The sequence below is a fragment of the Streptomyces sp. NPDC001617 genome, from assembly GCF_053596855.1.
In genome coordinates this window covers 1-24,222 of record NZ_JBSFHA010000059.1, presented here as the reverse complement: position 1 = coordinate 24,222, position 24,222 = coordinate 1, and the positions used below count along the sequence as shown (strand labels likewise).

Below are 24,222 nucleotides of genomic sequence, written 5' to 3'. Positions count from 1 at the left end.
AGCCGGTTGACACAACGTCCGGACACCGCCTCCCGGCTGGACAGATCACGCATTGGCGGCGTCCCGGGCCGCAGAGATGCTCGGGGGACACGGACATGTACGACGACGCCGCACGGGCCGGGAGACCACCATGACCGCACTGTCGCCGCACCTCCGCCAGGCCACCCCCGTCGTGGCGGTCCGGGGCGAGGGCATCCATCTCTACGGCGAGGACGGCCGCCGCTACCTGGACTTCACCGCCGGCATCGGCGTCACCAGCACCGGACACTGCCACCCGAGGGTGGTGGCGGCCGCGCAGGAGCAGGTGGGCACGCTCATCCACGGCCAGTACACGACCGTCATGCACGAGCCGCTGCGCCGCCTGGTCGGCAAGCTCGGCGAGGTCCTGCCCGACGGCCTGGACAGTCTGTTCTTCACCAACTCCGGCAGCGAGGCCGTCGAGGCCGCCCTGCGACTGGCCCGCCAGGCCACCGGACGCCCCAACGTCGTTGTCTGCCACGGCGGTTTCCATGGCCGCACGGTCGCCGCCGCCTCCATGACCACCTCCGGCGTCCGCTTCCGCTCCGGCTTCTCCCCGCTGATGAGCGGAGTGGTGGTCACCCCGTTCCCGACGGCCTTCCGCTACGGCTGGGACGAGGACACCGCGACCCGATTCGCCCTGCGGGAACTCGACTACACCCTCCAGACCATCTCCTCACCGGCCGACACGGCAGCCATCGTCGTCGAACCGGTGCTCGGCGAGGGCGGCTACGTCCCCGCCACCCGCGCCTTCCTGGAGGGCCTGCGCGAACGCGCCGACCGCCACGGCTTCCTGCTGATCCTCGACGAGGTGCAGACCGGCGTCGGCCGCACCGGCCGGTTCTGGGGCCACGACCACTTCGGCGTCACCCCCGACATCCTGGTCACCGCCAAGGGCCTGGCCAGCGGCTTCCCGCTGTCCGGCATCGCCGCCTCGGAGGAGCTGATGAGCAAGGCGTGGCCGGGCTCGCAGGGCGGTACGTACGGCGCCAACGCCGTGGCCTGCGCGGCGGCCTGCGCCACGCTGGACGTCGTACGGGAGGAGAAGCTCGTCGACAACGCGGAGGCGATGGGCGCACGGCTGCGGGCGGGTCTGGAGGAGGTGGCCGGCCGGACGCCGGCCATCGGGGACGTACGCGGCCTGGGGCTGATGCTCGCCTCCGAGTTCATCACCGAGGACGGCAGCCCGGACCCCGAGACGGCCGCCCGGGTGCAGCGCGCCGCCGTGGACGAGGGGTTGCTCCTGTTGCTGTGCGGCGCCTGGAACCAGGTCGTGCGGATGATCCCGGCGCTGGTGATCGACGAGGCGGGCATCGACGCCGGGCTCCAGGCGTGGGCGGCCGCGGTGGAGGCGGGTACTTCGGGAAGGTCGCGGTGACGACCGACACCACCCCGGCCCTGGATCGGCTGGTCGCCGGGCTCGCCCGGGCCGCCCCCGGTCTGCGGGTCGAAACCGGCCCGGGCGCCACCGGCCTCTACGCCTACGACGCCTCCAACTACCGCGTCCCGCCGCGGGCCGTGGTGTTCCCCCGCGGGACCGGCGATGTGTGCGCCGTGCTGCGGGTCTGCCGGGAGACGGGCGTTCCGGTCACCGCGCGGGGCGGCGGCACCAGCATGGCGGGCGCCTCGACGCCATCGACCGGGACACCCCGACCGTCGTCGTGGCCGACGGCTTCAGCTGCGCCACACAGATAGACCACCTCGCCGGCGACCGAGGGGTCCGCGCCCTGCATCTCGCGGAACTGCTCGACCCCGCCGCCGACCGACCAGGAGACACCTCATGACCGACACACCCACGCAGTTGTTCATCGGCGGTGCCTGGGTGGACGCCGTGGACGGCACCACCATGCCCGTCGAGGACCCCGCGACCGGCGAGGTCATCTGCCACGTCGCCGACGCGGGCCCCAAGGACGCCAGGCTCGCGGAGGACGCGGCGGTTCGGGCGCAGGAGGAATGGGCGCGCACGGCACCGCGGGCACGCAGCGAGATTCTGCGCCGGGCACACGAGATCATCCTCGAACGCACCGAGGAGCTCGCCCGCCTGATGACGTCCGAGATGGGCAAGCCGCTGGCCGAGGCCAGAGGAGAGGTGGCATACGCGGCCGAGTTCTTCCGCTGGTTCTCCGAGGAGGCCGTACGGGTCGACGGCGGCTACGGCCTCCTGCCCGACGGCCGCACCCGCATGCTGCTGTCCCGGCGCCCGGTCGGCCCCTGTCTGCTGATCACCCCGTGGAACTTCCCGCTGGCGATGGGTACCCGCAAGATCGGCCCGGCGGTCGCCGCCGGCTGCACGATGGTGCTCAAGCCGGCCCCGCAGACTCCCCTCTCCAGCCTTGCCCTCGCCGCGATCCTCAAGGAGGCCGGGCTCCCGGACGGCGTGTTGAACGTCGTCACCACCTCCCGTGCGGGGGAGGTGTGCGAACCGCTCCTGCGCGGCGGGCGGATCCGCAAGCTGTCCTTCACCGGTTCGACCCAGGTCGGGCGGCTGCTGCTGGCGCAGTGCGCGGACACGGTCATACGGACGTCGATGGAGCTGGGCGGCAACGCGCCGTTCATCGTCTTCCAGGACGCCGACCTGGACACGGCCGTGGACGGGGCGATGCTCGCCAAGATGCGCAACATGGGCGAGGCGTGCACCGCCGCCAACCGCTTCTTCGTGCACCGGTCGGTGGCGCAGGAGTTCGGGCGGCGACTGGCCGAGCGCATGGGCGCCCTCGTCGTGGGGCCCGGTACCCGGGACGGGGTCGACGTCGGGCCGCTGATCGACACGGCCGGGCGGGCCAAGGTCGAGGAACTCGTCGCCGACGCGGTGGAGCGGGGTGCCCGGACCCTGGTGGGCGGCCGTACGCCGGAGGGGCCCGGCTCCTTCTATCCGCCGACGGTGCTCGCCGATGTGGACCCCGGCAGTCGGCTGATGGCCACGGAGATCTTCGGTCCGGTGGCGGCGATCCTCACCTTCGACGACGAGGACGAGGTGGTCCGCCGCGCCAACGACACCCCCTGGGGCCTGGTCGGCTACGTCTTCACCGCGGGCCTCGACCGCGCCCTGCGCGTCAGCGAACGCCTGGAGGTGGGCATGGTCGGCCTCAACACCGGTCTCGTGTCCAACCCGGCCGCGCCCTTCGGCGGCGTCAAGCAGTCCGGGCTCGGCCGTGAGGGCGGCCGGGTGGGGATCGACGAATTCCTGGAGTACCAGTACCTCGCGGTGCCCGTGCGATGACGGCGGTCATGCCCTGACCACCCCGCCTCGCGCACCGCGACGGGCCGCCCGGTGCCCGGTCGTTCGCCACGACCAGGGCACCGGGGGACCGGCCCGTCGTCCGAGCCCGGCCGCTACATGCCGGGCTGTGGCACGGCGCCGCTTCGCCCCGTGGACAAGTCCGGCCGCGGTCGACCCGCGCCGTCCCGACCGCGGTTCTCGGCCGCGATCGGCCCGCGCGGTTGCGACGGGAGTTCCCGGCGATGCCGGTTCCCGGCCGTCCGCGCGGAGCGCTCAGGCCCCGTTGCGCCGCGCCGCGATCTCCTTCGCGGTCTCCACGACCAGGCGCCCCAGTTCCGGCAGCCGTGCCTCGTCGTAGCGCGACTCGGGCATGGAGACGGCGACCGTCGCCAGGGGGGTCCCGCCCTCGTCCAGGATGGCGGCGGCCACGGCACACACGTCCGGCCGGTACTGCTTGCGGTTGACGGAGTAGCCGTCGGCCCGCACCCGGGCCAGCTCGGCCCGCAACTGTTCGGCGTCCGTCGGTGTGGCCGCACCGAATTTCTCCAGCCCGTGCTCGACCAGCTCGTCGACATCGGCCTTCGGCAGATGCGCGAGGACGGCCCGGCCGGTGGCGGTGGCGTGCAGGGGCGAGGTGTCGCCGATGCCGTAGTACGTCCGCACCGCGTGGTCGCAGTCCACCCGGTCCACGACCACCATGCACTGCAGGGCGTCCGGCACCGACAGGTGGATGGTCTCGTTCAGTGTGTCCCGCAGCCGGATCATGGGCTCGCGCGCGGCCGCGAACAGGCTCGATCCCTGAAGCGCCGCCGGCCGGACGGCGAGTACCCGCGCACCGATCTCCCAGCGGGTGGTGTCCTTGCGGTTGGCCCGCAGCCATCCGGCCTCGTTCAGAGTGACCAACGTGCGCTGCACGGTGGATTTCGGGAGCCCGAAGAGTTTGGTCAGCTCTCCCACGGTCACCGGCTGATGCTGTGCGACGGCCTCCAGGATCCGCAACGACCTGGTCACGCTCTTCATTTCCATCTCATTTCCCCCGTTAACTCTCGGCTCTCCTCGTGTACACCCCTTGACTCCCCTCTGCGCCGCTGCCATTCTCGTGCCAGATTCTAGCACAGCGTTCCACATTGTGGCACGGAGGTTTGGAAGAGGCAACCAGAAGCCCCCTCCCTCCGGTAAGTCCGAACCGGCGACCTCCGACCCCCAGTGCAACCGGAATCACGGAGTCCGAAAACCGGGCGTTCAGCATTCACGCCTCGGGAAACGAAAGGAACCCCCTCGTGTCTGCCAGCAAGCGCGTCGCCGTCGTCGGCGTCGGAACAATGGGCAGTCAGGCCGCCTGGCGCCTGGCCGCCCGAGGGGCCGAGGTGGTCGGCTACGACCGCTTCGCCCCGGGCCACGACCGCGGCGCGGCAGGCGGCGAGACCCGGATCTTCCGCAGCGCCCACTTCGAGGACTCGCGCTACGTCCCCCTGCTGAAGCACGCCGACGCCCTGTGGGAGGAACTCCAGCGGGAGACGGGTCGTGAGCTGCGGCGGCTGACCGGATGCCTGCTGATGGGCCCCACCGAGCACCAGCAGATGGCCACGGTCCTGAAGTCCATCGCCGAGCACGGCCTCGACCACGAGGTGCTCGACACCGAATCCCTGGCCAAGCGCTTCCCGCAGTTCCGCATCGAGGACGGCGACGCGGCCGTACTGGACCGCCACGCCGGCTTCATCCGGCCCGAGCTGACGATCCAGACCGCCGCCCACCGCGCCGAACAGCTCGGCGCCCGTATCCACCGCTACACCGCGGTCCGCGAGATCGTCCCCGTCGCGGGCGGCGTCGACATCCGCACCGACTCCGGCCGCGAGCGGTTCGACACGGCCGTCGTCACCGTCGGCCCGTGGGTCAACGACCTGCTGCCCGACCTCCCGTGGGAGGTGGACATCCGCCGTCTGATCAACGCCTGGTACGTGCCCACCACCGACGCATGGTCCGGAGAGCAACGCCCCGCGTTCATCCGTACCGCCCCCACGCACTGCTACGGGCTGCCCTCCCCGGACGGAATCTCCGTCAAGCTCGGCCTCTCCCGGGCCCTGCACCGCCCGGCCGGCGACCCCAACCGTCTGGAGCGGACCGTCGAGCCGGAGGAACTGGAGATCTTCACCGAGCTGATCGCCCGCCACATGCCGGACCTGAACCCCGACCCGACGAGGCTCTCGGTCTACATGGAGGGCTATACGGAAAGCAGCCGCCCGCTGGTCGGACCGCTGCCCGGCGCCGACAACGTGGTGCTGCTCGCCGGGTTCTCCGGCCACGGCTTCAAACTCTCGCCCGCCTTCGGCGACATCGCGGCCGACCTGGCGCTGGACGGCACCTCGCCGCAGCCCGTCGACTTCGTCTCCACCCTCGACCGGGCGGAGGCGTGACCGTGACCGCTGTGACCGACGTCCTCGCCATCGGCGCCCTGCGTGCCGAGCCCGGGACCAAGACCCGCGGCACCGTCCCCGCCGACCTCGGCACCCTCACCGTGGACATCCCGCTGACCCTGGTCAACGGTGCCCACCCCGGCCCCCGCGCCGTCATCACCGCGGGAGTGCACGGCGGTGAGTTCACCGGCGTCGACGCGGCCACCCGGCTCGCGGCGCTGCTGGACCCCGACGAGGTGCACGGCCAGGTCGTCGTCTGCCCGGTCGCCAACCCGCCTGCCGTGTACCAGGGCCGGCTCGGCGTCTCCCCGCTCGACGGTGTGAACATCAACCGCGTCTTCCCCGGCGACCCCGACGGCAGCCCCACCGAACGGCTCGCGGCCTGGCTCTTCGCCCACCTGCTCGACGGCGCGGACGCCTATGCCGACCTGCACTCCGGAGGGATCGACGAGGTGCTGAGGGACTTCGTCGGCTACCGCCTCACCGGCGACCCCGAACTCGACGCCATGACCGCGCGGATGGCCGGCGCCCTCGGCGTCGAGGACGTCGTCCTCGGCCTGAACACCGACGGCGGCAACAGTCACGCGGCGGCGGCCCGCCGGGGCATCCCGGCCGTCCTCGTCGAGACGGGCCAGCTCGGCGAACGCGACCCGGACGCCGCCCGTCACCTCGTCGAGGGCCTGTATGGCCTGTTGGAGCGCCTCGGTGTCCTGAAGACCAAGACCGAGGACACGGCGCCCGTGCGCGAGTGGATCTGGGCCGCCGGCGTCACCGCCGAGGCCACCGGCCTGTGGTACCCCGAGTTCACCGCCGGGGACGACGTGACGGAAGGCGAGGCCCTCGGTCGCGTCATCGACCCGGCCGACGGCCAGGAGCACGAGGTCCTCGCTCCCACCGGTGGACGGATCTTCTACGGGATGCGCGGCCTGACCGTCGCCCCCGGAGCCGAACTCGCCGCCATCGCCGTCCCCGCCCCCACGGACTCCGGCGACATCTGATCCCGTCCCCGCCCCTCCCACAAACGCCCCCCGCACCCCCTGCCCGCGCGGCCAGAACGAGACCCACCCGCACGCATTCCCACGCTCCCCTCATCACGTACCGCACCACCAGGAGGCACCCGGTGAGAGATGTCCGGACAGACCGCAGAGGGTTCCTGCGCAGCGTCGGCGGTGTCGCCGCAGGCATAGCCGCGGCCACGTCGCTCAGCGCCTGCGGCACCGGCACCAGCCGGTCCGTCAGCAGCGGCGGCAGCTCCAAGACCCTCGTGGTCCGCAACAGCGGCGGCACCTACGGCGACGCCAACCAGCAGGCGATCTACGACCCGTTCACCAAGGAGACCGGCATCCAGGTCAAGGTGGTGAACATCGAGTACGCCCAGATGCTCGCCCAGATCAAGCAGGGCCGCCCGCAGTTCGACGTCATCGACGACTCGATGGCCGACTTCGTGCTCTTCCAGCAGGAGCACGCCACCCAGGCCCTCGACTACGACCGGCTGAAGAACTTCAAGAAGGCCGGCATCGCCAAGAACCTCGTCACCTCCAACGCGGTCGGCAAGAACTACTGGGCCAGCGTGATGGCGTACCGCACGGACGCGTTCGGCGGAAAGAAGCCTTCCTCCTGGGCGGACTTCTGGGACACCAAGGCCTTCCCCGGCAACCGCGCCCTGCAGGCCCTGGACGCCGACCTGCCCGAGCTGGAGTTCGCGCTCCTCGCCGACGGCGTGGCGCTGGACAAGCTCTACCCGCTCGACGTGGACCGGGCCTTCAAGGTGCTGACCGAGATCAAGCCCCACGTGCGGAAGTTCTGGGACACCGGCGCCCTGCCCGGCGTCCTGCTCGGCCGCAAGGAGGTCGACGCCTCCAGCGTGTGGCACGGTCGGCTGGACGCCCTGATCAAAGGCGGCGCGCCCCTCGCCTACCAGTGGAACGGCGCGCGACGGCAGAGCAACGCCCTCGGTATCGCCAAGGGCGCGGCCAACCTGGACGCCGCCTACCAGCTCATCGACTTCTCGCTGCGTCCCGAGGTGCAGGCCGCCTACGCCGAGATCTACCCCATGGCCCCGTCGGTGCCCGCCGCTTACAAGAAACTCTCCGCCAAGACGGCCGCCAACCTGGGCAGTTCGCCCGCGCACCTGGAGTCCGGCTTCGACCTGGACGTCGAGTGGTGGATCAAGAACCAGGACGCGGTGTCGAAGCGCTGGCAGGAGTGGACACATGCCTGAGCTGAAGCTGAACGTGGTGCCCGAGCAGTCGCTCGCGGCCCCGGAGGCGGCGGCCGGCACCGGAAAACCCCTCACCGTGACGGCACTTCGCAAGACCTACGGCGCAGTCACGGCCGTCGACGAGGTCTCGATGGAGATCGCGGCGGGCGAGTTCGTCACCTTCCTCGGCTCCTCCGGCTCCGGCAAGACCACCACCCTGATGATGATCGCCGGATTCTGCGAGCCGGACTCCGGCAGTGTCGTCGTCGGCGGCGGGGACGTGACCCGGCTGGCCCCGCAGAAACGCGGCCTCGGCTTCGTCTTCCAGCAGTACCTGCTCTTCCCGCACATGACCGTCTGGGAGAACGTCGCCTTTCCGCTGCAGCTGCGGGGCGTGTCCCGGGCGGAGCAGCGCCGCCGGGTCGGCGAGACCTTGGAGATGGCCGGGCTGTCCGCCCTGGCCCGGCGCCGCCCGCGCGAGCTGTCCGGCGGCCAGCAGCAGCGCGTCGCGCTGTGCCGGGCGCTGGTCTACCGGCCGCCGGTGATCCTCATGGACGAGCCGCTCGGCGCACTCGACAAGAAACTGCGCGACCAGCTACAGACCGAGATCAAGGGCATCCAGCGGGAACTCGGACTGACCGTCATCTACGTGACCCACGACCAGGAGGAGGCACTGGTCCTGTCCGACCGGATCGCGGTGATGCGGGACGGCCGGATCGACCAGTTCGACACCCCGCGGGAACTCTTCGAGCGCCCGCGCACCCCCTTCGTCGCCGACTTCCTAGGCGCTGCCAACTTCCTGCCGGGCCAGGTGGAACAGCTCACGTCCACGCACACCCTCGTACGGCTCGACACCGGCGGTGTGCTGACGGCGCGCCCGCGGCCGGGCGCGGAGGGAGCCCGGGTCCGGGCCGCCGTGCAGCCGGGCCGGCTCGTCCTGTGCGCGCCCGACGACGGGTTCTGTACGGGGACGGTCGAGACCGTCACCTACGTCGGCACCCTCGTGCGCGTCACCGTCCGACCGGCCGGCGGTGCGGCGACCGAGCCCGTACGACTGGAACTGCCCGCCGGACGTGCCCCGGCCGTCGGTGAGAGCGTCGGCATCACCGCGGACCCCGAGAACGTCAGCGTCTTCCCCGACGCGGAAGACGGGGGGTGACGACCATGGCCGTGCTCGCTCCCGCGTCGGGCTCCGCCACGCCGGCGGCCCGCAGGAAACGGCCGGTCCGCGCGCTGTCCGACCGCCGCACCCGCTTCGGACTGGTCAACGCCGCGCCCGTCGTCGTCTACCTGCTGATCCTCTTCGTCTATCCGATCTTCAGCACCCTGATGCTGAGCCTCAAGGGCGAGGACGGCGGCCTCACCCTGCACTGGTACGCCGACGCCTTCCGCGGCGCCAACCTGGAGATCCTCCTCACCACCCTGCGGATCTCCGCCGAGACCTCCCTGCTCGCCCTGGTCGTCGGATTCGCCCTGGCCTCCGCGATCTCCCGGCTCACACCCCTGTGGGCGGGACTGGCGATGCTCGTCGTGATCGTCCCGCACTTCATCAGCGCCCTGGTGCGCACCTACGGCTGGATCATCCTGCTCGGCGACAACGGCGTGGTGAACAACGTCCTGACCGACCTGCATTTCCCCGGCGCGCCCTTCCAGTTGCTCTACAACGAGACCGGAGTCGTCATCGGCACCACCGCCGTGATGCTGCCGTACACCGTCCTGCTGCTGTACGCGGTGATGAAGGGCATCGACCGGCGCCTGCTCGCCGCCGCGGCCGGCATGGGAGCCGGGCGCATCACCATCTTCCGCCGCGTCTACGTCCCCCTCGTCGCGCCCGGCCTGGTCAACGCCGGCGTCCTGTCCTTCATCCTCTGCCTCGGCTACTACCTGACCCCCGCCCTCATGGGCGGCGAGAAGCAGACCATGGTCGCCTCGCTCATCGACGAACAGGTCATGAAGCAGAACCAGTGGAACGGCGCCTCGGCCCTCGGCATCATCCTGCTGCTGCTCACCTTCGCCGGACTGCTGCTGCTCAGGCTGCTGAAGTCGGCCGGCGAGGCCCTCAGGAACCGGGGGACGGCCTCGTGATCGAGCTTCGCCCCACCCTCGCCGGACGCATCACCCTCACGGTGCTCGCGACCCTGATCCTGCTGTTCCTGGCGCTGCCGATCGTCGTCATCGTCGTCACCTCCTTCGGCAAGGACGCCTTCGGCGACTTCCCGCCCAGCGCCTGGACGTTCGGCTGGTACAAGCAGCTGTTCGCCGACGGCAGCAAGTGGCCCGCCGCGCTCTCGCTCAGCGCCCTGGTGGCGGCGCTGACCACGGTCTTCTCCCTCGTCCTCGGCATGACCGCGGCCACGGCACTGGTGCGCAGCGAACTGCCCCTGCGCTCGGCCGTCTACGGCCTGATCCTCGCTCCGCTGGTGATCCCCCAGGTCGTCATCGCCCTGGGCCTGTTCCTGCTCTTCGAACCGGCCGCGATGCTCGGCAGCCCGATCGCCATCGCCCTCGGCCACACAGTGCTCGCCTCGCCGATCGCCGTGATGATCCTGATGGCCACCCTGAAGGGCATCGACGAGCGGCTGGAGGACGCGGCCGCCAGCATGGGCGCCGGCCGGCTGACCGTCTGGCGGCGGGTCACCCTCCCGCTGGCCCTGCCCGGACTCGTGGCCGCCGGCATCTTCTCCTTCATCACCAGCTTCGACGAGTTCTTCATCTCGCAGTTCCTGTCCTCCGTGGACACCGTGACCCTGCCGGTCCAGGTGTTCAACGTCCTCCAGTACAACGTCGACCCGTCGGTGACCGCCGTCAGCGCGATCCTCATCGCCGTGGCCGTCGTCGCGCTCGCGCTGGTCGCGGTGGCGCGCAGGCTCGGCGGCTCCGGCAGACAGGACGGCCTGCTGCCCACCGAGCCCGCCGTGGGCCTGTCCGCCGGAAGTGAGACCCCATGACCACCAGCACCCGCACCCCGGGCACGGACCTGTCCGCCTCGGCGGCCCGGCACCTGCTGCTCAACATGACCCCGAACGGCTCCGTCGGCACGGACGGCGACGACCTCTTCGTCGTCCGGCGCGGAGAGGGCCCGTACATCCACGGAGCGGACGGCAGACGCTACATCGACGGCCTGTCCGGTCTGTACTGCTGCCAGCTCGGCTACTCCTACGCCCCCGAGTTCGCCGAGGCCGCGGACAAGCAGCTGCGCGAGCTGTGCTTCAGCCCGCTGTGGTCCGCCTCCGCGCACCCGACCGCCATCGAACTCGCCGAACGCCTCTCCCGCATCGCCCCCGTCGACATCGAGCACACCTTCTTCTCCGGCGGCGGCGCCGAAGCCGTCGAGACCGCCTGGAAGATCGCCCGCCGCTACCACGCCCTGAACGGCGAACCGGGACGGGTGAAGGCGATCGCCCGGCGCGGCGCCTACCACGGGCTGACCATCGGCGCCCTCTCCCTGACGGACGATCCCGGACTGCGCGAGCCGTACGGCCCCGGCGCGATCGAGACACGGTTCGTCGCCAACACCAACCGGTTCCCGCCGGCCCCGGAGTACGCCGACGACGCGGTGTTCACCGCCCGTCTCCTGGCGGAGCTGGAGGCCGCCATCCTGGCCGAGGGCCCGCAGACCATCGCCATGCTCATCGCCGAGCCGGTGCAGAACCGCGGCGGCTGCATCACCCCGCCCGCCGGCTACTGGGAGGGACTGCGGGCGCTGGCCGACCGTCACGGCTTCCTGCTCGTCGCCGACGAGGTCATCACCGCCTTCGGCCGGCTCGGCGAGTGGTTCGGCGGCGACCGCTACGGCGCCCGTCCCGACATCGTCACCATCGCCAAGGGCATCACCGCCGGATACGCCCCCATGGGCGCGACGCTCGTCGGCACCAAGGTCACCGAGGTCATCAACCGGCCCGGCGCGGTCCTCAACCACGGCTACACCTTCGCCGGTCACCCGCTCAGCGCGGCCATCGCCCTGCGCAGCCTGGAGATCATGGAGCGCGACCGGATCCTGGACAACGTCCGAGGCCTCCAGGACCACCTGGCAGGGCGGATGGCGTCTCTGACCGACCTGCCGATCGTCGGGGACGTGCGCGGCGCCGGGTTCTTCTACGCCTGCGAACTCGTCGGCGACCTCGACGACGGCGGCTTCAGCGACCCCGCCCGGGCCGGCCTCATCGCGGACCTGATCCCGCGCCGACTGCGCGAGGCCGGGCTCATGTCCCGCGTCTACAACCGCGCCGCCCCGCTGGTCCAGATCGCGCCCCCGCTGATCAGCGACCGCCATCTGCTCGACCGTATCGCCGACATCCTCGCCACCACCCTCGACGAGGCGTCCGCCCGCCTGTGACGCCGCCTGCTGAAAGGAATGACATGTACTCCATCGGTTCGCTGACCGTCGCCCCCGGCGAGCGCGCCCAGGGCCTCATCCCGGTCGGCACCAGCACCTACGGTGTGGAGCTCGGCATCCCCCTGATCGTCGTCAACGGTGCCCAGGACGGCCCGGTCCTGTGCGTCGACGCGGGTGTGCACGGCGACGAGTACGACGGCCAGGAGGCGATCCGCCGCGTCCTCGCCGAGACCGACCCGGCCTCCCTGCGCGGCACCCTCGTCGGCATCCCCTGCATGAACACCCCGGCCTTCGAGGCGGCCGCCCGCACCAGCGGCCTGGACCACCTGAACCTCAACCGGATCTTCCCCGGCGACGCGGACGGCTCGTACTCCCTGCGGCTGGCCGCCACCTTCGTCGAGCAGGTCGTGCCCGCCATCGACGCGCTCGTGGACCTGCACACCGGCGGCACCTTCGGTGAGATCGCCCCGCTGGCCATCCTGCAGGGCGGCTACGAGGAGCTGGCCACGGACCTCGCCCTGGCCGCCGGGCACGAGCTGGTCTGGAAGGGCGGCAAGTGGGGCGGCACGGTCCGCCATCCCACCCTCGCCGCGGGCAAGCCCGCCATCACCATCGAGGCCGGCGGCGGCACCTACCGCGAGCAGACCGTCGCCCTGCACATCGACTCGGTGCGCAACATCATGCGGCAGCTCGGCATGACCGACGGCGAGGCGACACTGCGCGACGCCTACACGACCGTCTCCGGCACCTTCGCCCGCTCGGCCGCAGGCGGCTTCTTCGTCGGGCACGCCGAGCCGGGGGAGAACTGCAAGGAGGGCGACCTGATCGCCCACGTCGTCGACCACTACGGCAACACGCTGGAGGAGGTCCGCGCCCCGCAGGACGGCGTCGTGCTCTGGGTACGCCGGATCCGCACGGTCCGGCCGGGCGACGAGGTCGTCATCTTCGGTGAGGTGCAGGGGGAGATCCGGCCGTGACCGGCGCACCCGAACCGACGGAACTGCTGATCGACGGCAAGCGGGTCCCGGCCGCCGACGGACGTACCTTCACCGTCCTCGACCCGTCCGACGGGACGGCCATCGCCCAGGTGGCGCTGGCCGGCCCGGCCGACGTGGACCAGGCGGTGGCCGCCGCGCGAGCCGCCTTCACCGCACCCGAGTGGGCCCGGATGCGCGCCGCCGACCGGGGCCGGCTGCTCCTGCGCATCGCGGACGCCATCCGCGGCGAGGGCGAGCGACTGGCCTGCCTGGAGTCACGGGACACCGGCAAGCCGCTGAGCCAGGCGAAGGCCGATGTCGAGGCCGCCGCCCGCTACTTCGAGTTCTACGCGGGCTTCGCCGACAAGCTCGGCGGCTCCACGATCCCCCTCGGCCCCGGCCTGATCGACTACACGGTCCGCGAACCGATCGGCGTCTCCGGCCAGATCATCCCGTTCAACTACCCCCTCCAGAACACCGCAAGGGGCTCCGCCCCGGCGCTGGCCGCGGGCTGCACGGTGGTGCTCAAACCGTCGCCCGAGGCCCCGCTCACCCCGCTGGAGATCGGCAGGATCGCGCTGGAGTGCGGGCTGCCGCCGGGCGTGCTGAACGTCGTCCCCGGCGACGGAGAGACGGGCGCGGCCCTCGCCGGGCACCCGGGCATCGACCAGGTCACCTTCACCGGCTCGGTACCGACCGGCATCAAGGTCGCCCAAGCGGCCGCCGCCAACGTGGTGCCCTCCGTCACCGAGCTGGGCGGCAAGTCGCCCTTCGTCGTCTTCGCCGACGCCGACTTCGACCTGGCGCTCCAGGCCATCATGGGTGCCTCGTTCAGCAACGCGGGACAGATGTGTTCGGCGGGCACCCGGCTGCTCCTCCAGCGCGGCGCCGAAGAGTTCCTGGACCGACTGGTGGAGAAGGTCGCAGCCCTGCGGGTCGGTCCCGGTCCGTCCGACCCGGACATCGGTCCGCTGGTCGCCGCCCGGCAGCGCGACCGGGTACTGGGCTACCTCGACCTGGCCCGGCAGGAGGGCGCGACGGTCCGCGTCGGCGGCGGCGCGCCGGCCGACCCGGAGATGGCCGACGGCTACTACATCGAGCCGACCGTCCTCACCGGCCTGACCAACCAGGCGCGCTGCGCCCGTGAGGAGATCTTCGGCCCGGTGGTGACCGTCCTCGACTTCGACGACGCGCACGAGGCCCTCGACATCGCCAACGACAGCCCCTACGGCCTGTCCTCCTACGTCTGGACCCGTGACATCGACAAGGCGATGCGCCTGGCCGAGGGCATCCGGGCCGGCCAGGTCTACGTCAACGCCACCGGCGTGGGCACCGGCGTCGAGCTGCCGTTCGGCGGCTACAAGCACAGCGGCTGGGGCCGGGAGAAGGGCCTGGAGGCCCTCGCGAGCTACACGCAGACCAAGAACGTCTGCATCGGCTTCGGAGACCGGCCATGACGTACCCGCCCCTGAAGGGCCCGCCCATGAAGCCCCCGGTCATGAGGTACCGCACGCTGGGCGATCGCGGCCCGACCGTCTCCGTCGTCGGCGTCGGCGGCAACAACTTCGGCTCCCGCCTGGACGAGGACGCCACGAAAGCGGTCGTCCACGCCGCCCTCGACGCCGGGATCACCCTGTTCGACACGGCCGACATGTACGGCGGGTCCGGCGAGCGCGGTGGCTCGCGCGGCGACGGCGAACGCCTCCTCGGCGCCGCTCTCAAGGGTCACCGCGACCATGTCGTCCTGGCCACCAAGTTCGGCATGGAGATGTCCCCCCGCGCGGAAGGAGGGGAGGCCGAACGGCACGGACCGCGCGGCTCCCGCGGCTACCTCCGCCACGCCGTCGAGGCATCGCTGCGCCGCCTCGGCACCGACCGGATCGACCTGTACCAGTACCACGAGCCGGACGGCGTCACCCCGTTGGAGGAAACGGTGGCCGCACTGCGGGAACTGGTGACAGAGGGCAAGATCCGCTACATCGGCTGTTCCAACCTCCCGGCCGAGCAACTCACCGACGCCTTCGTCTCCACCCAGGCCCGCTACCACCTGCTCGACCGAGCCGCGGAGCGGGACCTGATCCCGGCCTGTCTGCGCCACGGCGTCGGCCTGCTGCCGTACTACCCGCTGGCCAACGGCCTGCTCAGCGGCAAGTACCGGCGCGGCGAGCGCCCGCCGCCCGGCAGCCGGCTCTCCTGGCGGCAGGGCTGGCTCACCGAGGCGGCCCTCGACCGCGTCGAGGCCCTCACCGCGTACGGCACCGAACGCGGACTCACCCTCCTCCAGGTAGCCGTGGGCGCACTCGCCGCACTCCCCGCCGTCGGTTCCGTCATCTGCGGCGCCATGACCCCCGAGCAGGTCACCGCGAACGCGGCGGCGGCCGACTGGATCCCCGACGCGACCGACCTGGCCGCACTCGACGCGATCGTCACCCCCGGCGAACGCGTCGTCTGAGGCACTCACCCCCCCGCCGGCATCAACGCCAACGCCCCCGGTAATCCGTGAATCGAGGCAGAACCCCCATGCGAGAGATCGTCACCTTCGACGCCTACGGCACACTCATCGACTTCCAGCTCGGCCCCACCACCCTGAAGGTCCTCTCTGACCGGCTGGACCTCGACAACCTGGACGTCCAGGAGTTCCTCGACGACTTCCGCGTCATGCGTTTCCAGGCCGTCCTGGAGGCCTACCGCCCCTACCACGAGATACTGCACTCCAGCCTGCGCAACGCCATGCGCCTGCACGGCCTGGAGTACCGCACCTCCGACGGGGACGCCCTCGTCGACGCCGTCCCCACCTTCGGCCCCTTCCCAGAGGTTCCGGACGCCCTGCGCGCGCTGAAGGGCAGGTACGAGATCGCCATCATCTCCAACACCGACGACAACCTGATCGCGCGGAACGTCGAGAACATCGGCGTCGAGTTCGACCACGTCATCACCGCCCAGCAGGCCGGCGCGTACAAGCCGGACCGCCAGACCTTCGAGCACGCCCTCAAGGTCATCGGCGTCGAGCCGTCCCAGGTCGTCCACACCGCCCAGGGCTGGGAGTACGACCAGATCCCGACCCGCGACCTGGGCCTGAGGCGCCGGGTGTGGATCAACCGCTACGGCCGCCCCGGCAGCACCGCCTACCAGCCCTACGACGAACTGCCCGACCTCTCGGGCCTGCCGGCGCTGCTCGGCTGCTGACCCACGGCGACACAGCGACAAGGCGCCACCGCGACACCGGACAGAGAACGCAGAGGACGCACAGCATGAAGCAGATCCCCTACTGGCTCGACACCGCTCCCGCCCTGCCCGACCGGTCCGGCAAGGACCTTCCCGAGGAGGCGGACGTGGTGGTCGTCGGCGGCGGTCTCACCGGCCTTTCCACCGCCTACCACACCGCCCGCAAGGGCGCCCGCACCGTCCTCGTCGAGAAGGACAAGGTCGGCTCGGGTGCCTCCGGCCGCAACGGCAGCATGTGCACCCAGGGCATCACCATCGGTGTCGGGGAGGCCCGCAGGCGCTTCGGCCAGGAGCGGGCCCGCGAGCTGTACGACGCCTTCCGCGAGGCCGTCGACGTCGTGGAGGAGCTGACACAGAAGGAGCGGATCGACTGCGACTTCAACCGTGCGGGCCGTCTCGGTGTGGCCTTCAAACCGCAGCACCTCGAGGCGATGCGGGCCACCCAGCGCGACCTGGCCGAAAACTTCGGCCACGACACCCGGCTCCTGAGCCGCGGCGAGCTGAAATCGGAGCTGGACTCGGACTATTACCACGGTGCCCTGCTCGACCCGCTCAGCGCCGGCCTGCACGTCGGCAAGTACCTCCACGGCCTCGCGGAGGCCGCCGAACGCGCCGGCGCGGAGATCCACGAACGCAACGCGGCCACCGGCCTCACCCGCCTCCCGGACGGCGGCTTCCTAGTCGAGACCCTGCACGGCACGATCCGCGCCCGGCAGGTCATGGCCGCCACCGACGCCTACACGGACAAGGCGATGCCGTGGTTCCGCAAGCGGCTGATCAACGTCGGCAGCTTCATCGTCGTCACCGAGCCGCTCGGCGAGGCACGCGCCCGCGAACTCATCCCCAACGCACGCCTGGTGGTCGACTCCAAGAACATCGGCCACTACATCCGCCTCACCCCCGACCACCGTCTCGCCTTCGGCGGCCGGGCCCGCTTCGCGCCGTCCAACCCGACCTCCGACGTCAAGAGCGGAGACATCCTCAAGCGGGAGATGGCGGAGATCTTCCCGCAACTGTCCGATGTGCGGATCGACTACGTGTGGGGCGGCATGGTCGGGTTCTCCTGGGACCGCCTGCCACACGCCGGCGAGGCGAACGGCCTGTACTACTCCATGGGCTACTGCGGACACGGCGTCCAGATGGCCACGTACATGGGCAGCGCGATCGCCGAGATGATGGACGGCAAGCCGGAGGCCAACCCACTGCGCGGCCTCGGCTTCCCGAAGGTCCCCGTGCCCTTCTACAACGGCACGGCCTGGTTCCTGCCGTTCGGAGGCGCCTACTACAAGGCCATGGACAAGCTGCGCTGAGGCGAGGGCGCGGACGGTCCCTGGAGCCAGGACCGGACGACCTTTCCGCACACGGGCCACCGGACCCTGACGGGCTCCCAGTCGGCTGCGACGGCCGCGACCCGGTGCTCGAGGCATGGACCTCCTCTCCCAAGCCGGCCAGAACGCGTACCCCGACTACCAGGACAAGGACCCGGAGGATCCCGAGTACTACCAGACGTCCATCGCCACCCGCCCCCGGCGCCACGCTCTTCCCGTCCGCGGCACGGCACTTCACCCCGGAGCCGCTCGACTCCCTCGGGGAGCAGGGTGTGTCCGTGGCGGCGGTGACCCACTTCATCGCGCCGCCGCACCGGCGGCCGGCACCGCTGCAAGGCGTGCGACCCGACGGATGGTCGATATCGCCACCGGCGAGGGTGTCCTGGCCTCGACGCCCGTGCCGAGCGCGGGATGCCCGCCTGACACGATTCCCTTGAGCAGTCGTGCCGACAGGTGACGCAGACCACAGGAACTCCACCCCCTTCGTGGAGAGAAGAGGGTGTGAAGGACTCAGAGAACGAGGTGCGCCGCCGCGTGCGCGAGGGGGACCGCGCGGCGTTCGCCCAGCTGTACGAGGAGTTCGCCCGCGCCGTGTACAACCACGCGTTGCGCCTGACCGGCGACTGGTCGACAGCCGAAGAGATCATGTCCGAGACGTTCCTGGCCGCGTGGCGCACGCGCACGCGTGTACGGGAGGACGGCGGTTCCCTGCTGCCCTGGCTGCTGGGCATCGCCACCCACAAGGCGGACAACGCCCGGCGGAGCCTGCGCAGGCGCCAGCTGTTCCTGGCGCGTCAGCCCCCGCCGCCGAGTGTGGAGGACTTCGCGCCCCAGCTGGCCGGACGCATCGATGATGCCCGCCGCCTGCGTGCCGTTCAGGTCGCCCTGGACCGGCTCAGACGCCAGGAGCGGGAGGTGCTGGCCCTGTGCGTGTGGGCCGGCCTGGACTACCAGCAGACGGCCGAGGCTCTGGGCATCGCGGTCGGGACCGTGCGTTCCCGGCTCTCGCGTGCCCGCAAGAGGCTCGCCCGTCTCGCGGAAGAAAACCTGGAACCGGGCTCTGCCCGCGGAGAGATGACAAGTGCGGCCGCAATCGCGGCCCTGCCCGTGCGGGAGGAGCTCACATGAAGGACAGGACCACCTCCACTTCCCGGGAGCGGCGCGGCGACCGCGAGGAGATCGCCCGCCTGCTACCGCCCCCGGCCGACTGGGACGTTCCGCGCGAGCAGCACCTTCGTCACAAGGAACTACTGATGCACACCATCGACCGCGACCAGGCCGTACGTACCCGGCCGGCCCGTCGACTGCTGCGCCCCGCGCTCCTGGCGCCGGCGACCGCGCTGGCCCTGGCCTGCGCACTGACCGCGGGAATCGCCCTGACCGACAGCGGCACGGGGTCCTCCGGCACCGCCTCGCACGGCGCGGCCACGGACATGCAGCCTGCCGCGGCCCTCCTCGACCGGATCTCCGCCGCCGCCGGGGAACACCCTGCCCCCACCGTGCGGGACGATCAGTTCGTCTATATCAAGGAGAAGACCCGCGGCGCCGACCTGACCACCGGGAAAGCCGTACTCGGCCCGCTGACGGACCGTGAGGTGTGGAACGCCCAGGAGCCGGGGCGTCTGCTCAAGCTCGGTCTGATCCGGGAAGACGGTGAGACCTTCCCCATCAACGCCGAACTCGGCGACACTCACGGCACGGCGGCCGGCATCAACCGGCCCACCTACCACTGGCTCAGCTCCCTGCCCACCGACCCCGACAAGCTGCTGACCTACCTGTACGCGAAGACCCCCCACGCCCAGGGCCGCGAGCGCGACCAGGCGGTGTTCGAGCAGATCGGCTCGCTGCTCGGCGGGGTGATGCCGCCCCGCACCGCTGCCGCCCTCTACCGGGCCGCGGCGAAGATCCCCGGTGTCACCCCGGCCCCGAAGGCGCGCGACGCCATCGGCCGCCAGGGCCTCGGCATCGCCCGTGACGACACCCGTTACGGCATCAGGACCGAGTGGGTCTTCGACAAGAAGGACTACGCCTTCCTCGGCTCCCGCAGCTACCTCACCAAGGACGAGTCCTACGGAGAGTCCGGCACACTGCTCTCCAGCAGCGCCGAGTTGGAGCATGCCGTGGTCGACAAGGCCGGCGAGTCGCCTGCCGCTGGGTAACGGACGTGGAATGGGCGGGCCCGGCACTTTGGTCGAGCCCGCCCATCACGTGCGCGTGGTTGCTGCCTTGAATGCGTGCTAGCGGGTGACGTGTTCGATGAGCTGCTCGGCCGGCATCGAGGCGAGCGGTTCGGTGCGCGCGATGTACCGGCTGAAGGTCACTCCGATCGGATACGACCCCACCAGCTCCACACGAACGTCCATGGCGTCACCGGGTGCTGCCGGTGCGTCGGGCGAGAGCACCGATCGGTACACGGCGACGCTGTGCTCCTGCATCGCGGCCAGCAGATGAGTGGCGGCACCCTCGTCGCACGCGGCACTGCGCACGAGAGCGACGAGAGGATCGCCCACGGCATCGGTCTCCATCCGCCGTACGAAGCCGTGCGCGATCCGGTCGGGCAGTGACGCCGGATCCCCGGCAGCCACGCGCTGCAGGTCACGGTTCGCGGGCACCGCGGCGACGAACAGCCGCTGCGTGGAAGAGAACTGACACGAGATCAGACCGTGCGGGACGCCGGCCCGGCGACGCCCTCCCGAGCGTTCGCCAGGGACCTGACCCGCCACCACGCCGGCCAACGGGTCTGGCGAGTTCACCGGATCGGCTGGCTCCTGAGTCCGCGTTCAGCGCCCAGTGCGTTGTTGCTGCTCACACGCGCCAACGCGGAGCAATTCCCCGCGCTGCACATCGGCCGGATCAGCGCCGAGTCGCTTTCTCCTTCCCTCGACACTGCTGGGTCTCCTGACGCGCGCGGCCCTGGGTCGACATGCCCGCCAAGGACCGCGGACGAGTGGGGGAGAGGCGTATGCGCACCGGTGGACGGAGTCCGTTGCGTCCGGTAGCGGGGCAGGAGAGCGATGTCGTCGGCGCCAACTAAGCTCCCGCCCATGAGTGAGGCAGAAGGAAGTCCCGCCAGACGAGTCGTCGACGGGCGCTTCGAGTTGGAGGCCCGCCTCGGCGGGGGTGGGATGGGCACGGTCTGGCGAGCCAGGGACCTGGTTCTGCACCGCTTCGTGGCGGTCAAGGAGGTCCGCCCACCCGACCGGGACCTCGCCGAGTACGACCCCGACAGCGCACGGATGCTGCGCGAACGCGTCCTGCGCGAGGCTCGGGCCCTGGCCCGGATCGACCACCCGAACGTCGTCACCATCCACCACATCGTCGATGGCGGCGAAGGCACGTACCCGTGGCTCGTGATGGAGCTGGTCGCCGGCGGCTCTCTGGCCGACCGCCTGGCCCGTGGACCCATGCACCCGGCCGAGGCCGCACGGATCGGCCGCGGCGTCCTCGCGGCGCTGACCGCGGCGCACGACGCCGGCATCCAGCACCGGGACGTCAAACCCGCCAACGTCCTGCTCCGGCCCGACGGGCGACCCGTCCTCACCGACTTCGGCATCGCCGCGATCCGCGAGACGACCAACCTCACCGCCACCGGCTCCATCATCGGCACGGCCGACTTCATGGCACCCGAGCGCATAACCGGCAACGAGGGCGGAGCCGCCTCCGACCTGTGGTCCCTTGCGATGATGCTGTATATCGCCGTCGAGGGCCGCCACCCATTGCGCCGGGGCACCACCCTGGCCACCCTCGCCGCGGTCCTCCACGAGGACGTCCCGCCACCGACACAAGCCGGCCCCCTGGGCGCGGTCCTGATGGATGTCCTCGTACGCGACCCCGCGGCGCGCCTGTCCGCCGCCGTGCTCGACCGCCGCCTGGCCGAGATCGAGGCGGATCCGACCGGCCACGCAAGCACACGGGACGAGCCAACGTCGTACCAGCTGACCCCGCCGGCGCCCCCGTCCGTCCCGACGACCCACCCGGGAAACCCCGCTTCCCCGCCCACCTTCGTCCCCTACGGCGGCGCTCCGGCCGGTGCGCCCACCGCCCCCGCGACCGGGCCCCGCCGACGCGGTCCCGCCCGACCCGTCCTGCTCAGCCTCTCGGGAACCTCGCTCGTCGGGGTCCTCGCCCTGATGTGGTGGGTGCTGCCGCTGGGCGGCAACGACTCGGCGGGCGCGGGCGGCTCGACCTCCACCGCGACCAGCTCGCCGAGCGCCACTCCCGTCTCCCGGAAGTCGCAGGACTCCGCGACACAGTCCGCGAACACGGACATGCTCACTCCGGACAACATCCGCACCGCCATCAAGGCGATCGAGAAGGAGACCGGCCGCAAGCGGTTCGGCTACTTCGTCGTCTACTCGGACTACGTGTTGGCGAGAGTGATGGTCAACGGCAGCAACGTCGCGTACGAGAGCTACACCTACCGCCCGGGCAAAGGCGTGGAGAAAGGCATCATCGACGGCAGCCTGACCAGCCTCGACAAGCCGTTCACTCCTGAACGCTTCAACTGGGACAAGGTTCCCACGCTGATGAAAGAGGCGGACAAGAAGCTCAACGTCAAGGACCCGGAGAGCCGGTACATCATGGTGATGATGCCCAACGCCTTCTACCCCGAGTTCGGCTTGGGTGTCTACCTCTCCGACAAGTACAGCCGGGGGGGATACCTGAGGACTGACACCAAGGGCAAGGTCGTCGACGTGAACCCCGCCGAGAACTGAGCGGGCATCAGTTCGTCCAGCAGCATGGCGCTCATGCCGCCGTGGCCGAAGCCCGGAGGGCCTTCGTGGACGATGCCGAGGGTGCAGTGGCCGACGACGCCGCCGTCACCCGCCTCGGTGGGGCGACGGGGCTGCCGGGTCCGGTGGCCAGGTTGTACATCCGTACGCCGCCGGGAAACACGTCCTCCAGGGGGATCTCGGCGGGAGTACGGCGGCGTCCGGTCAACTGCCCGTGGAGCCTGCGGATTTCACCCGCCACGCGGTGCAGGACCTCGGCCGAGGTCGCGGTGCGCACGGTGATCTCCAGCGTCCGCAGTTCATGGCCGAGGGCGGCGATCGCCGCTCGCTGGTGTTCCAGTGAGGCATCCTCCGGTTGTTTCGGGGTTGTGCTGGTCGTGCCGGGGAGGTTCATCGGGCCTCTCCGTGTGACAGGTCCCGTACGAAAACGGGCTTGAGGTGTTTCTCGGGCAGAGCGTCGGGGAGTTGCTTCCAGTTGAGGACGTGGGAGACGACACGTTCGGGGGGCACCTTTCCCGAGGCGGCGAGTTCGAGGGCGTCGGGGATGTGATTGCGCACGTTGTCGCGGGCGACGCGCAGGGTGACGCCGGTGAGGTACATGTCGAGCAGGGGCAGCTCGCCGGGGCGGAAGTGGTTGCCCGCGGACTCGCAGATGCCTTCCGGGGCAAGGCACTTGACGGTCAGTGCGAGCTGGTCGACGCGGCCCGTCACCTCCACCGCGATGTCGAACCCGTGCCGGACGGGTTCGAGTGTTTCGGCGGTACGGGCGCCGAAGCCCTGGGCGAGCTTGCGGTGTTCGGGGTCCGGGTCGACGTAGAGGACGTCCCAAGCGCCGAGCGCGCGGACGATGTCGCAGACGTACAGTCCGATGCTGCCGCGTGCGACGACCATGACCCGGGCGCCGGGGCGAGACTTGAGGTGGGGTGCGACCAGGCGCCCGGACAGGGACCAGTTGTCGCTGGCCGAGGCCATGGCGACGGGGTCGAGGCCGTCCGGTAGCGGTACGAGCATGGCGTCCGCGTACGGGACGCTGACCAGGTCGGAGAAGAGTCCGCCCCAGCTGCCGCCGATGGGGGCGCCGTACAAGGCCATGGGCGGTACGGCCGTGCAGTGGGCGGTCAGTCCGGTGCGGCAGTTGTCGCAGGTGCCGCAGTTGATGGACCAGGGGACGACCACGAGGTCGCCGGGGGAGACGGTGGTGACGGTGTCGCCGGTCTCGACGACCCGGGCCACGCACTCGTGGCCCAGCGCGAAGGGCGGGTCGATGAAGCCGTGGCCGGCCAGGATCGCGGAGTCGACGTCGCAGGAGGTGGCGGCCACCGGGGCGACGATCGCCTCCTGGCCGTGGTGGTGATGAAGTGGCCAGGGCCTGGCGGTTGCCGTCCTCACCCACCCGGGCGGCCGTCGGCTCCACCGATTTCCGCTGCCCGTCCAGCAGCAGTCCCCGCAGATAGACGCCGCCCCACCGGCGCTGATCCGCCCGCGCGAACGGCTCGAACACATCCGCCGTGAAGTCCTCCAGACCGCACCGGACTTCATCCAAGTCCCCAAGTGCCACACACCGGTCAACGACACAGCCCCTCAACCGGACACGCCACCGGCAAACGCACCTGACCAAGCCCTACTAGTGTGCTGCGCCAGAAATCCTGAGGGTTAGTTCTACTCTGCTTTCTGGCCGGTGGTTCCGACCTTGGTGAGGTAGTCGGCGAGGGAGTTGAGGATCTCGTCGGCCGTTTTAGTCCAGGTGAAGGGCTGCGGGTTCTCGTTCCAG

At 70.9% G+C, this 24,222-nt stretch carries 21 protein-coding genes and 2 pseudogenes; 18 read left to right on the top strand and 5 right to left on the bottom strand.

Annotated features, from left to right (window positions below; all coding sequences use genetic code 11):
* Nucleotides 1-130 precede the first annotated feature (130 nt).
* From ACWC09_RS34940 to ACWC09_RS34930, 3 genes are all read left to right on the top strand, one after another.
* On the top strand, nucleotides 131-1,396 hold the full coding sequence (locus ACWC09_RS34940) for an aspartate aminotransferase family protein (protein ID WP_450854949.1): 1,266 nt from the start codon (nucleotides 131-133) through the stop codon (nucleotides 1,394-1,396).
* Nucleotides 1,393-1,713, top strand: coding sequence for an FAD-binding oxidoreductase (locus tag ACWC09_RS34935; protein ID WP_450854948.1), 321 nt, complete (start codon nucleotides 1,393-1,395; stop codon nucleotides 1,711-1,713). Before ACWC09_RS34940 ends, ACWC09_RS34935 begins: the two co-directional genes overlap by 4 nt.
* An 85-nt stretch (nucleotides 1,714-1,798) precedes the next feature.
* The gene (locus ACWC09_RS34930; RefSeq protein ID WP_450854947.1) at nucleotides 1,799-3,238 is read left to right on the top strand and encodes an NAD-dependent succinate-semialdehyde dehydrogenase; all 1,440 of its coding nucleotides are present in this window, start codon (nucleotides 1,799-1,801) and stop codon (nucleotides 3,236-3,238) included.
* A gap of 273 nt (nucleotides 3,239-3,511) precedes the next feature.
* Here ACWC09_RS34930 and ACWC09_RS34925 read toward each other — a convergent pair whose 3' ends face one another.
* Nucleotides 3,512-4,258 (bottom strand): IclR family transcriptional regulator, encoded by a 747-nt coding sequence (locus ACWC09_RS34925; RefSeq protein WP_450854946.1) that lies wholly within the window; start codon nucleotides 4,256-4,258, stop codon nucleotides 3,512-3,514.
* Between the two features lie 260 nt (nucleotides 4,259-4,518).
* Here ACWC09_RS34925 and solA point away from each other — a divergent pair, with 260 nt between their 5' ends.
* The 14 genes from solA (at nucleotide 4,519) to ACWC09_RS34855 (ending at nucleotide 19,877) form a co-directional block, all read left to right on the top strand.
* The gene (solA, locus tag ACWC09_RS34920; RefSeq protein WP_450854945.1) at nucleotides 4,519-5,652 is read left to right on the top strand and encodes an N-methyl-L-tryptophan oxidase; all 1,134 of its coding nucleotides are present in this window, start codon (nucleotides 4,519-4,521) and stop codon (nucleotides 5,650-5,652) included.
* A 2-nt stretch (nucleotides 5,653-5,654) separates the two neighbouring features.
* A complete protein-coding gene (locus tag ACWC09_RS34915; protein WP_450854944.1) occupies nucleotides 5,655-6,650 on the top strand; it encodes a succinylglutamate desuccinylase/aspartoacylase family protein in 996 nt (331 codons plus the stop codon).
* 122 nt (nucleotides 6,651-6,772) lie between these two features.
* The gene (locus ACWC09_RS34910) at nucleotides 6,773-7,873 is read left to right on the top strand and encodes an ABC transporter substrate-binding protein (protein ID WP_450854943.1); all 1,101 of its coding nucleotides are present in this window, start codon (nucleotides 6,773-6,775) and stop codon (nucleotides 7,871-7,873) included.
* Nucleotides 7,866-9,011: an ABC transporter ATP-binding protein gene (locus tag ACWC09_RS34905; RefSeq protein ID WP_450854942.1), complete on the top strand. Its 1,146-nt coding sequence runs from the start codon at nucleotides 7,866-7,868 to the stop codon at nucleotides 9,009-9,011. The genes ACWC09_RS34910 and ACWC09_RS34905 overlap by 8 nt, the downstream gene beginning before the upstream one ends.
* Before the next feature lie 5 nt (nucleotides 9,012-9,016).
* Nucleotides 9,017-9,937 (top strand): ABC transporter permease, encoded by a 921-nt coding sequence (locus ACWC09_RS34900; protein WP_450854941.1) that lies wholly within the window; start codon nucleotides 9,017-9,019, stop codon nucleotides 9,935-9,937.
* Entirely contained in the window at nucleotides 9,934-10,800 is an 867-nt protein-coding gene (locus ACWC09_RS34895; RefSeq protein WP_450854940.1) for an ABC transporter permease, read from the top strand. The genes ACWC09_RS34900 and ACWC09_RS34895 overlap by 4 nt, the downstream gene beginning before the upstream one ends.
* Entirely contained in the window at nucleotides 10,797-12,188 is a 1,392-nt protein-coding gene (locus tag ACWC09_RS34890) for an aminotransferase class III-fold pyridoxal phosphate-dependent enzyme (RefSeq protein ID WP_450854939.1), read from the top strand. Before ACWC09_RS34895 ends, ACWC09_RS34890 begins: the two co-directional genes overlap by 4 nt.
* A gap of 23 nt (nucleotides 12,189-12,211) precedes the next feature.
* Complete coding sequence (locus ACWC09_RS34885) at nucleotides 12,212-13,165, top strand: succinylglutamate desuccinylase/aspartoacylase family protein (RefSeq protein ID WP_450854938.1); 954 nt, start codon at nucleotides 12,212-12,214, stop codon at nucleotides 13,163-13,165.
* Complete coding sequence (locus ACWC09_RS34880; protein ID WP_450854937.1) at nucleotides 13,162-14,622, top strand: aldehyde dehydrogenase family protein; 1,461 nt, start codon at nucleotides 13,162-13,164, stop codon at nucleotides 14,620-14,622. The genes ACWC09_RS34885 and ACWC09_RS34880 overlap by 4 nt, the downstream gene beginning before the upstream one ends.
* A 41-nt stretch (nucleotides 14,623-14,663) precedes the next feature.
* A complete protein-coding gene (locus tag ACWC09_RS34875; RefSeq protein ID WP_450854976.1) occupies nucleotides 14,664-15,617 on the top strand; it encodes an aldo/keto reductase in 954 nt (317 codons plus the stop codon).
* 68 nt (nucleotides 15,618-15,685) lie between these two features.
* Complete coding sequence (locus ACWC09_RS34870; protein WP_450854936.1) at nucleotides 15,686-16,351, top strand: haloacid dehalogenase type II; 666 nt, start codon at nucleotides 15,686-15,688, stop codon at nucleotides 16,349-16,351.
* Nucleotides 16,352-16,416: 65 nt separating this feature from the next.
* On the top strand, nucleotides 16,417-17,700 hold the full coding sequence (locus ACWC09_RS34865) for an NAD(P)/FAD-dependent oxidoreductase (protein ID WP_450854935.1): 1,284 nt from the start codon (nucleotides 16,417-16,419) through the stop codon (nucleotides 17,698-17,700).
* Between the two features lie 540 nt (nucleotides 17,701-18,240).
* A complete protein-coding gene (locus ACWC09_RS34860) occupies nucleotides 18,241-18,846 on the top strand; it encodes an RNA polymerase sigma factor (RefSeq protein WP_450854975.1) in 606 nt (201 codons plus the stop codon).
* Nucleotides 18,843-19,877 carry a CU044_5270 family protein gene (locus ACWC09_RS34855; protein ID WP_450854934.1) on the top strand — a complete coding sequence of 345 codons (1,035 nt, stop codon included), beginning with the start codon at nucleotides 18,843-18,845 and terminating at the stop codon, nucleotides 19,875-19,877. Before ACWC09_RS34860 ends, ACWC09_RS34855 begins: the two co-directional genes overlap by 4 nt.
* 78 nt (nucleotides 19,878-19,955) lie before the next feature.
* Here the strand turns inward: ACWC09_RS34855 and ACWC09_RS34850 are convergent, their stop codons facing one another.
* Nucleotides 19,956-20,330 carry a TetR/AcrR family transcriptional regulator gene (locus ACWC09_RS34850; protein WP_450854933.1) on the bottom strand — a complete coding sequence of 125 codons (375 nt, stop codon included), beginning with the start codon at nucleotides 20,328-20,330 and terminating at the stop codon, nucleotides 19,956-19,958.
* A 432-nt stretch (nucleotides 20,331-20,762) separates the two neighbouring features.
* Between ACWC09_RS34850 and ACWC09_RS34845 the strand changes: the two genes are divergently transcribed.
* Nucleotides 20,763-22,433 carry a serine/threonine-protein kinase gene (locus ACWC09_RS34845; protein WP_450854932.1) on the top strand — a complete coding sequence of 557 codons (1,671 nt, stop codon included), beginning with the start codon at nucleotides 20,763-20,765 and terminating at the stop codon, nucleotides 22,431-22,433.
* Nucleotides 22,434-22,464: 31 nt separating this feature from the next.
* Here ACWC09_RS34845 and ACWC09_RS34840 read toward each other — a convergent pair whose 3' ends face one another.
* The 3 genes and pseudogenes from ACWC09_RS34840 to ACWC09_RS34830 all read right to left on the bottom strand — a co-directional run.
* Nucleotides 22,465-22,845, bottom strand: coding sequence for a hypothetical protein (locus ACWC09_RS34840; protein WP_450854979.1), 381 nt, complete (start codon nucleotides 22,843-22,845; stop codon nucleotides 22,465-22,467).
* Nucleotides 22,842-23,792 (bottom strand): annotated as a pseudogene (locus ACWC09_RS34835) (zinc-dependent alcohol dehydrogenase); the annotation flags it as partial. The gene ACWC09_RS34840 and the pseudogene ACWC09_RS34835, both read right to left, overlap by 4 nt.
* A gap of 7 nt (nucleotides 23,793-23,799) precedes the next feature.
* Nucleotides 23,800-24,009 (bottom strand): annotated as a pseudogene (locus ACWC09_RS34830) (transposase); the annotation flags it as partial.
* Nucleotides 24,010-24,222 lie beyond the last annotated feature (213 nt).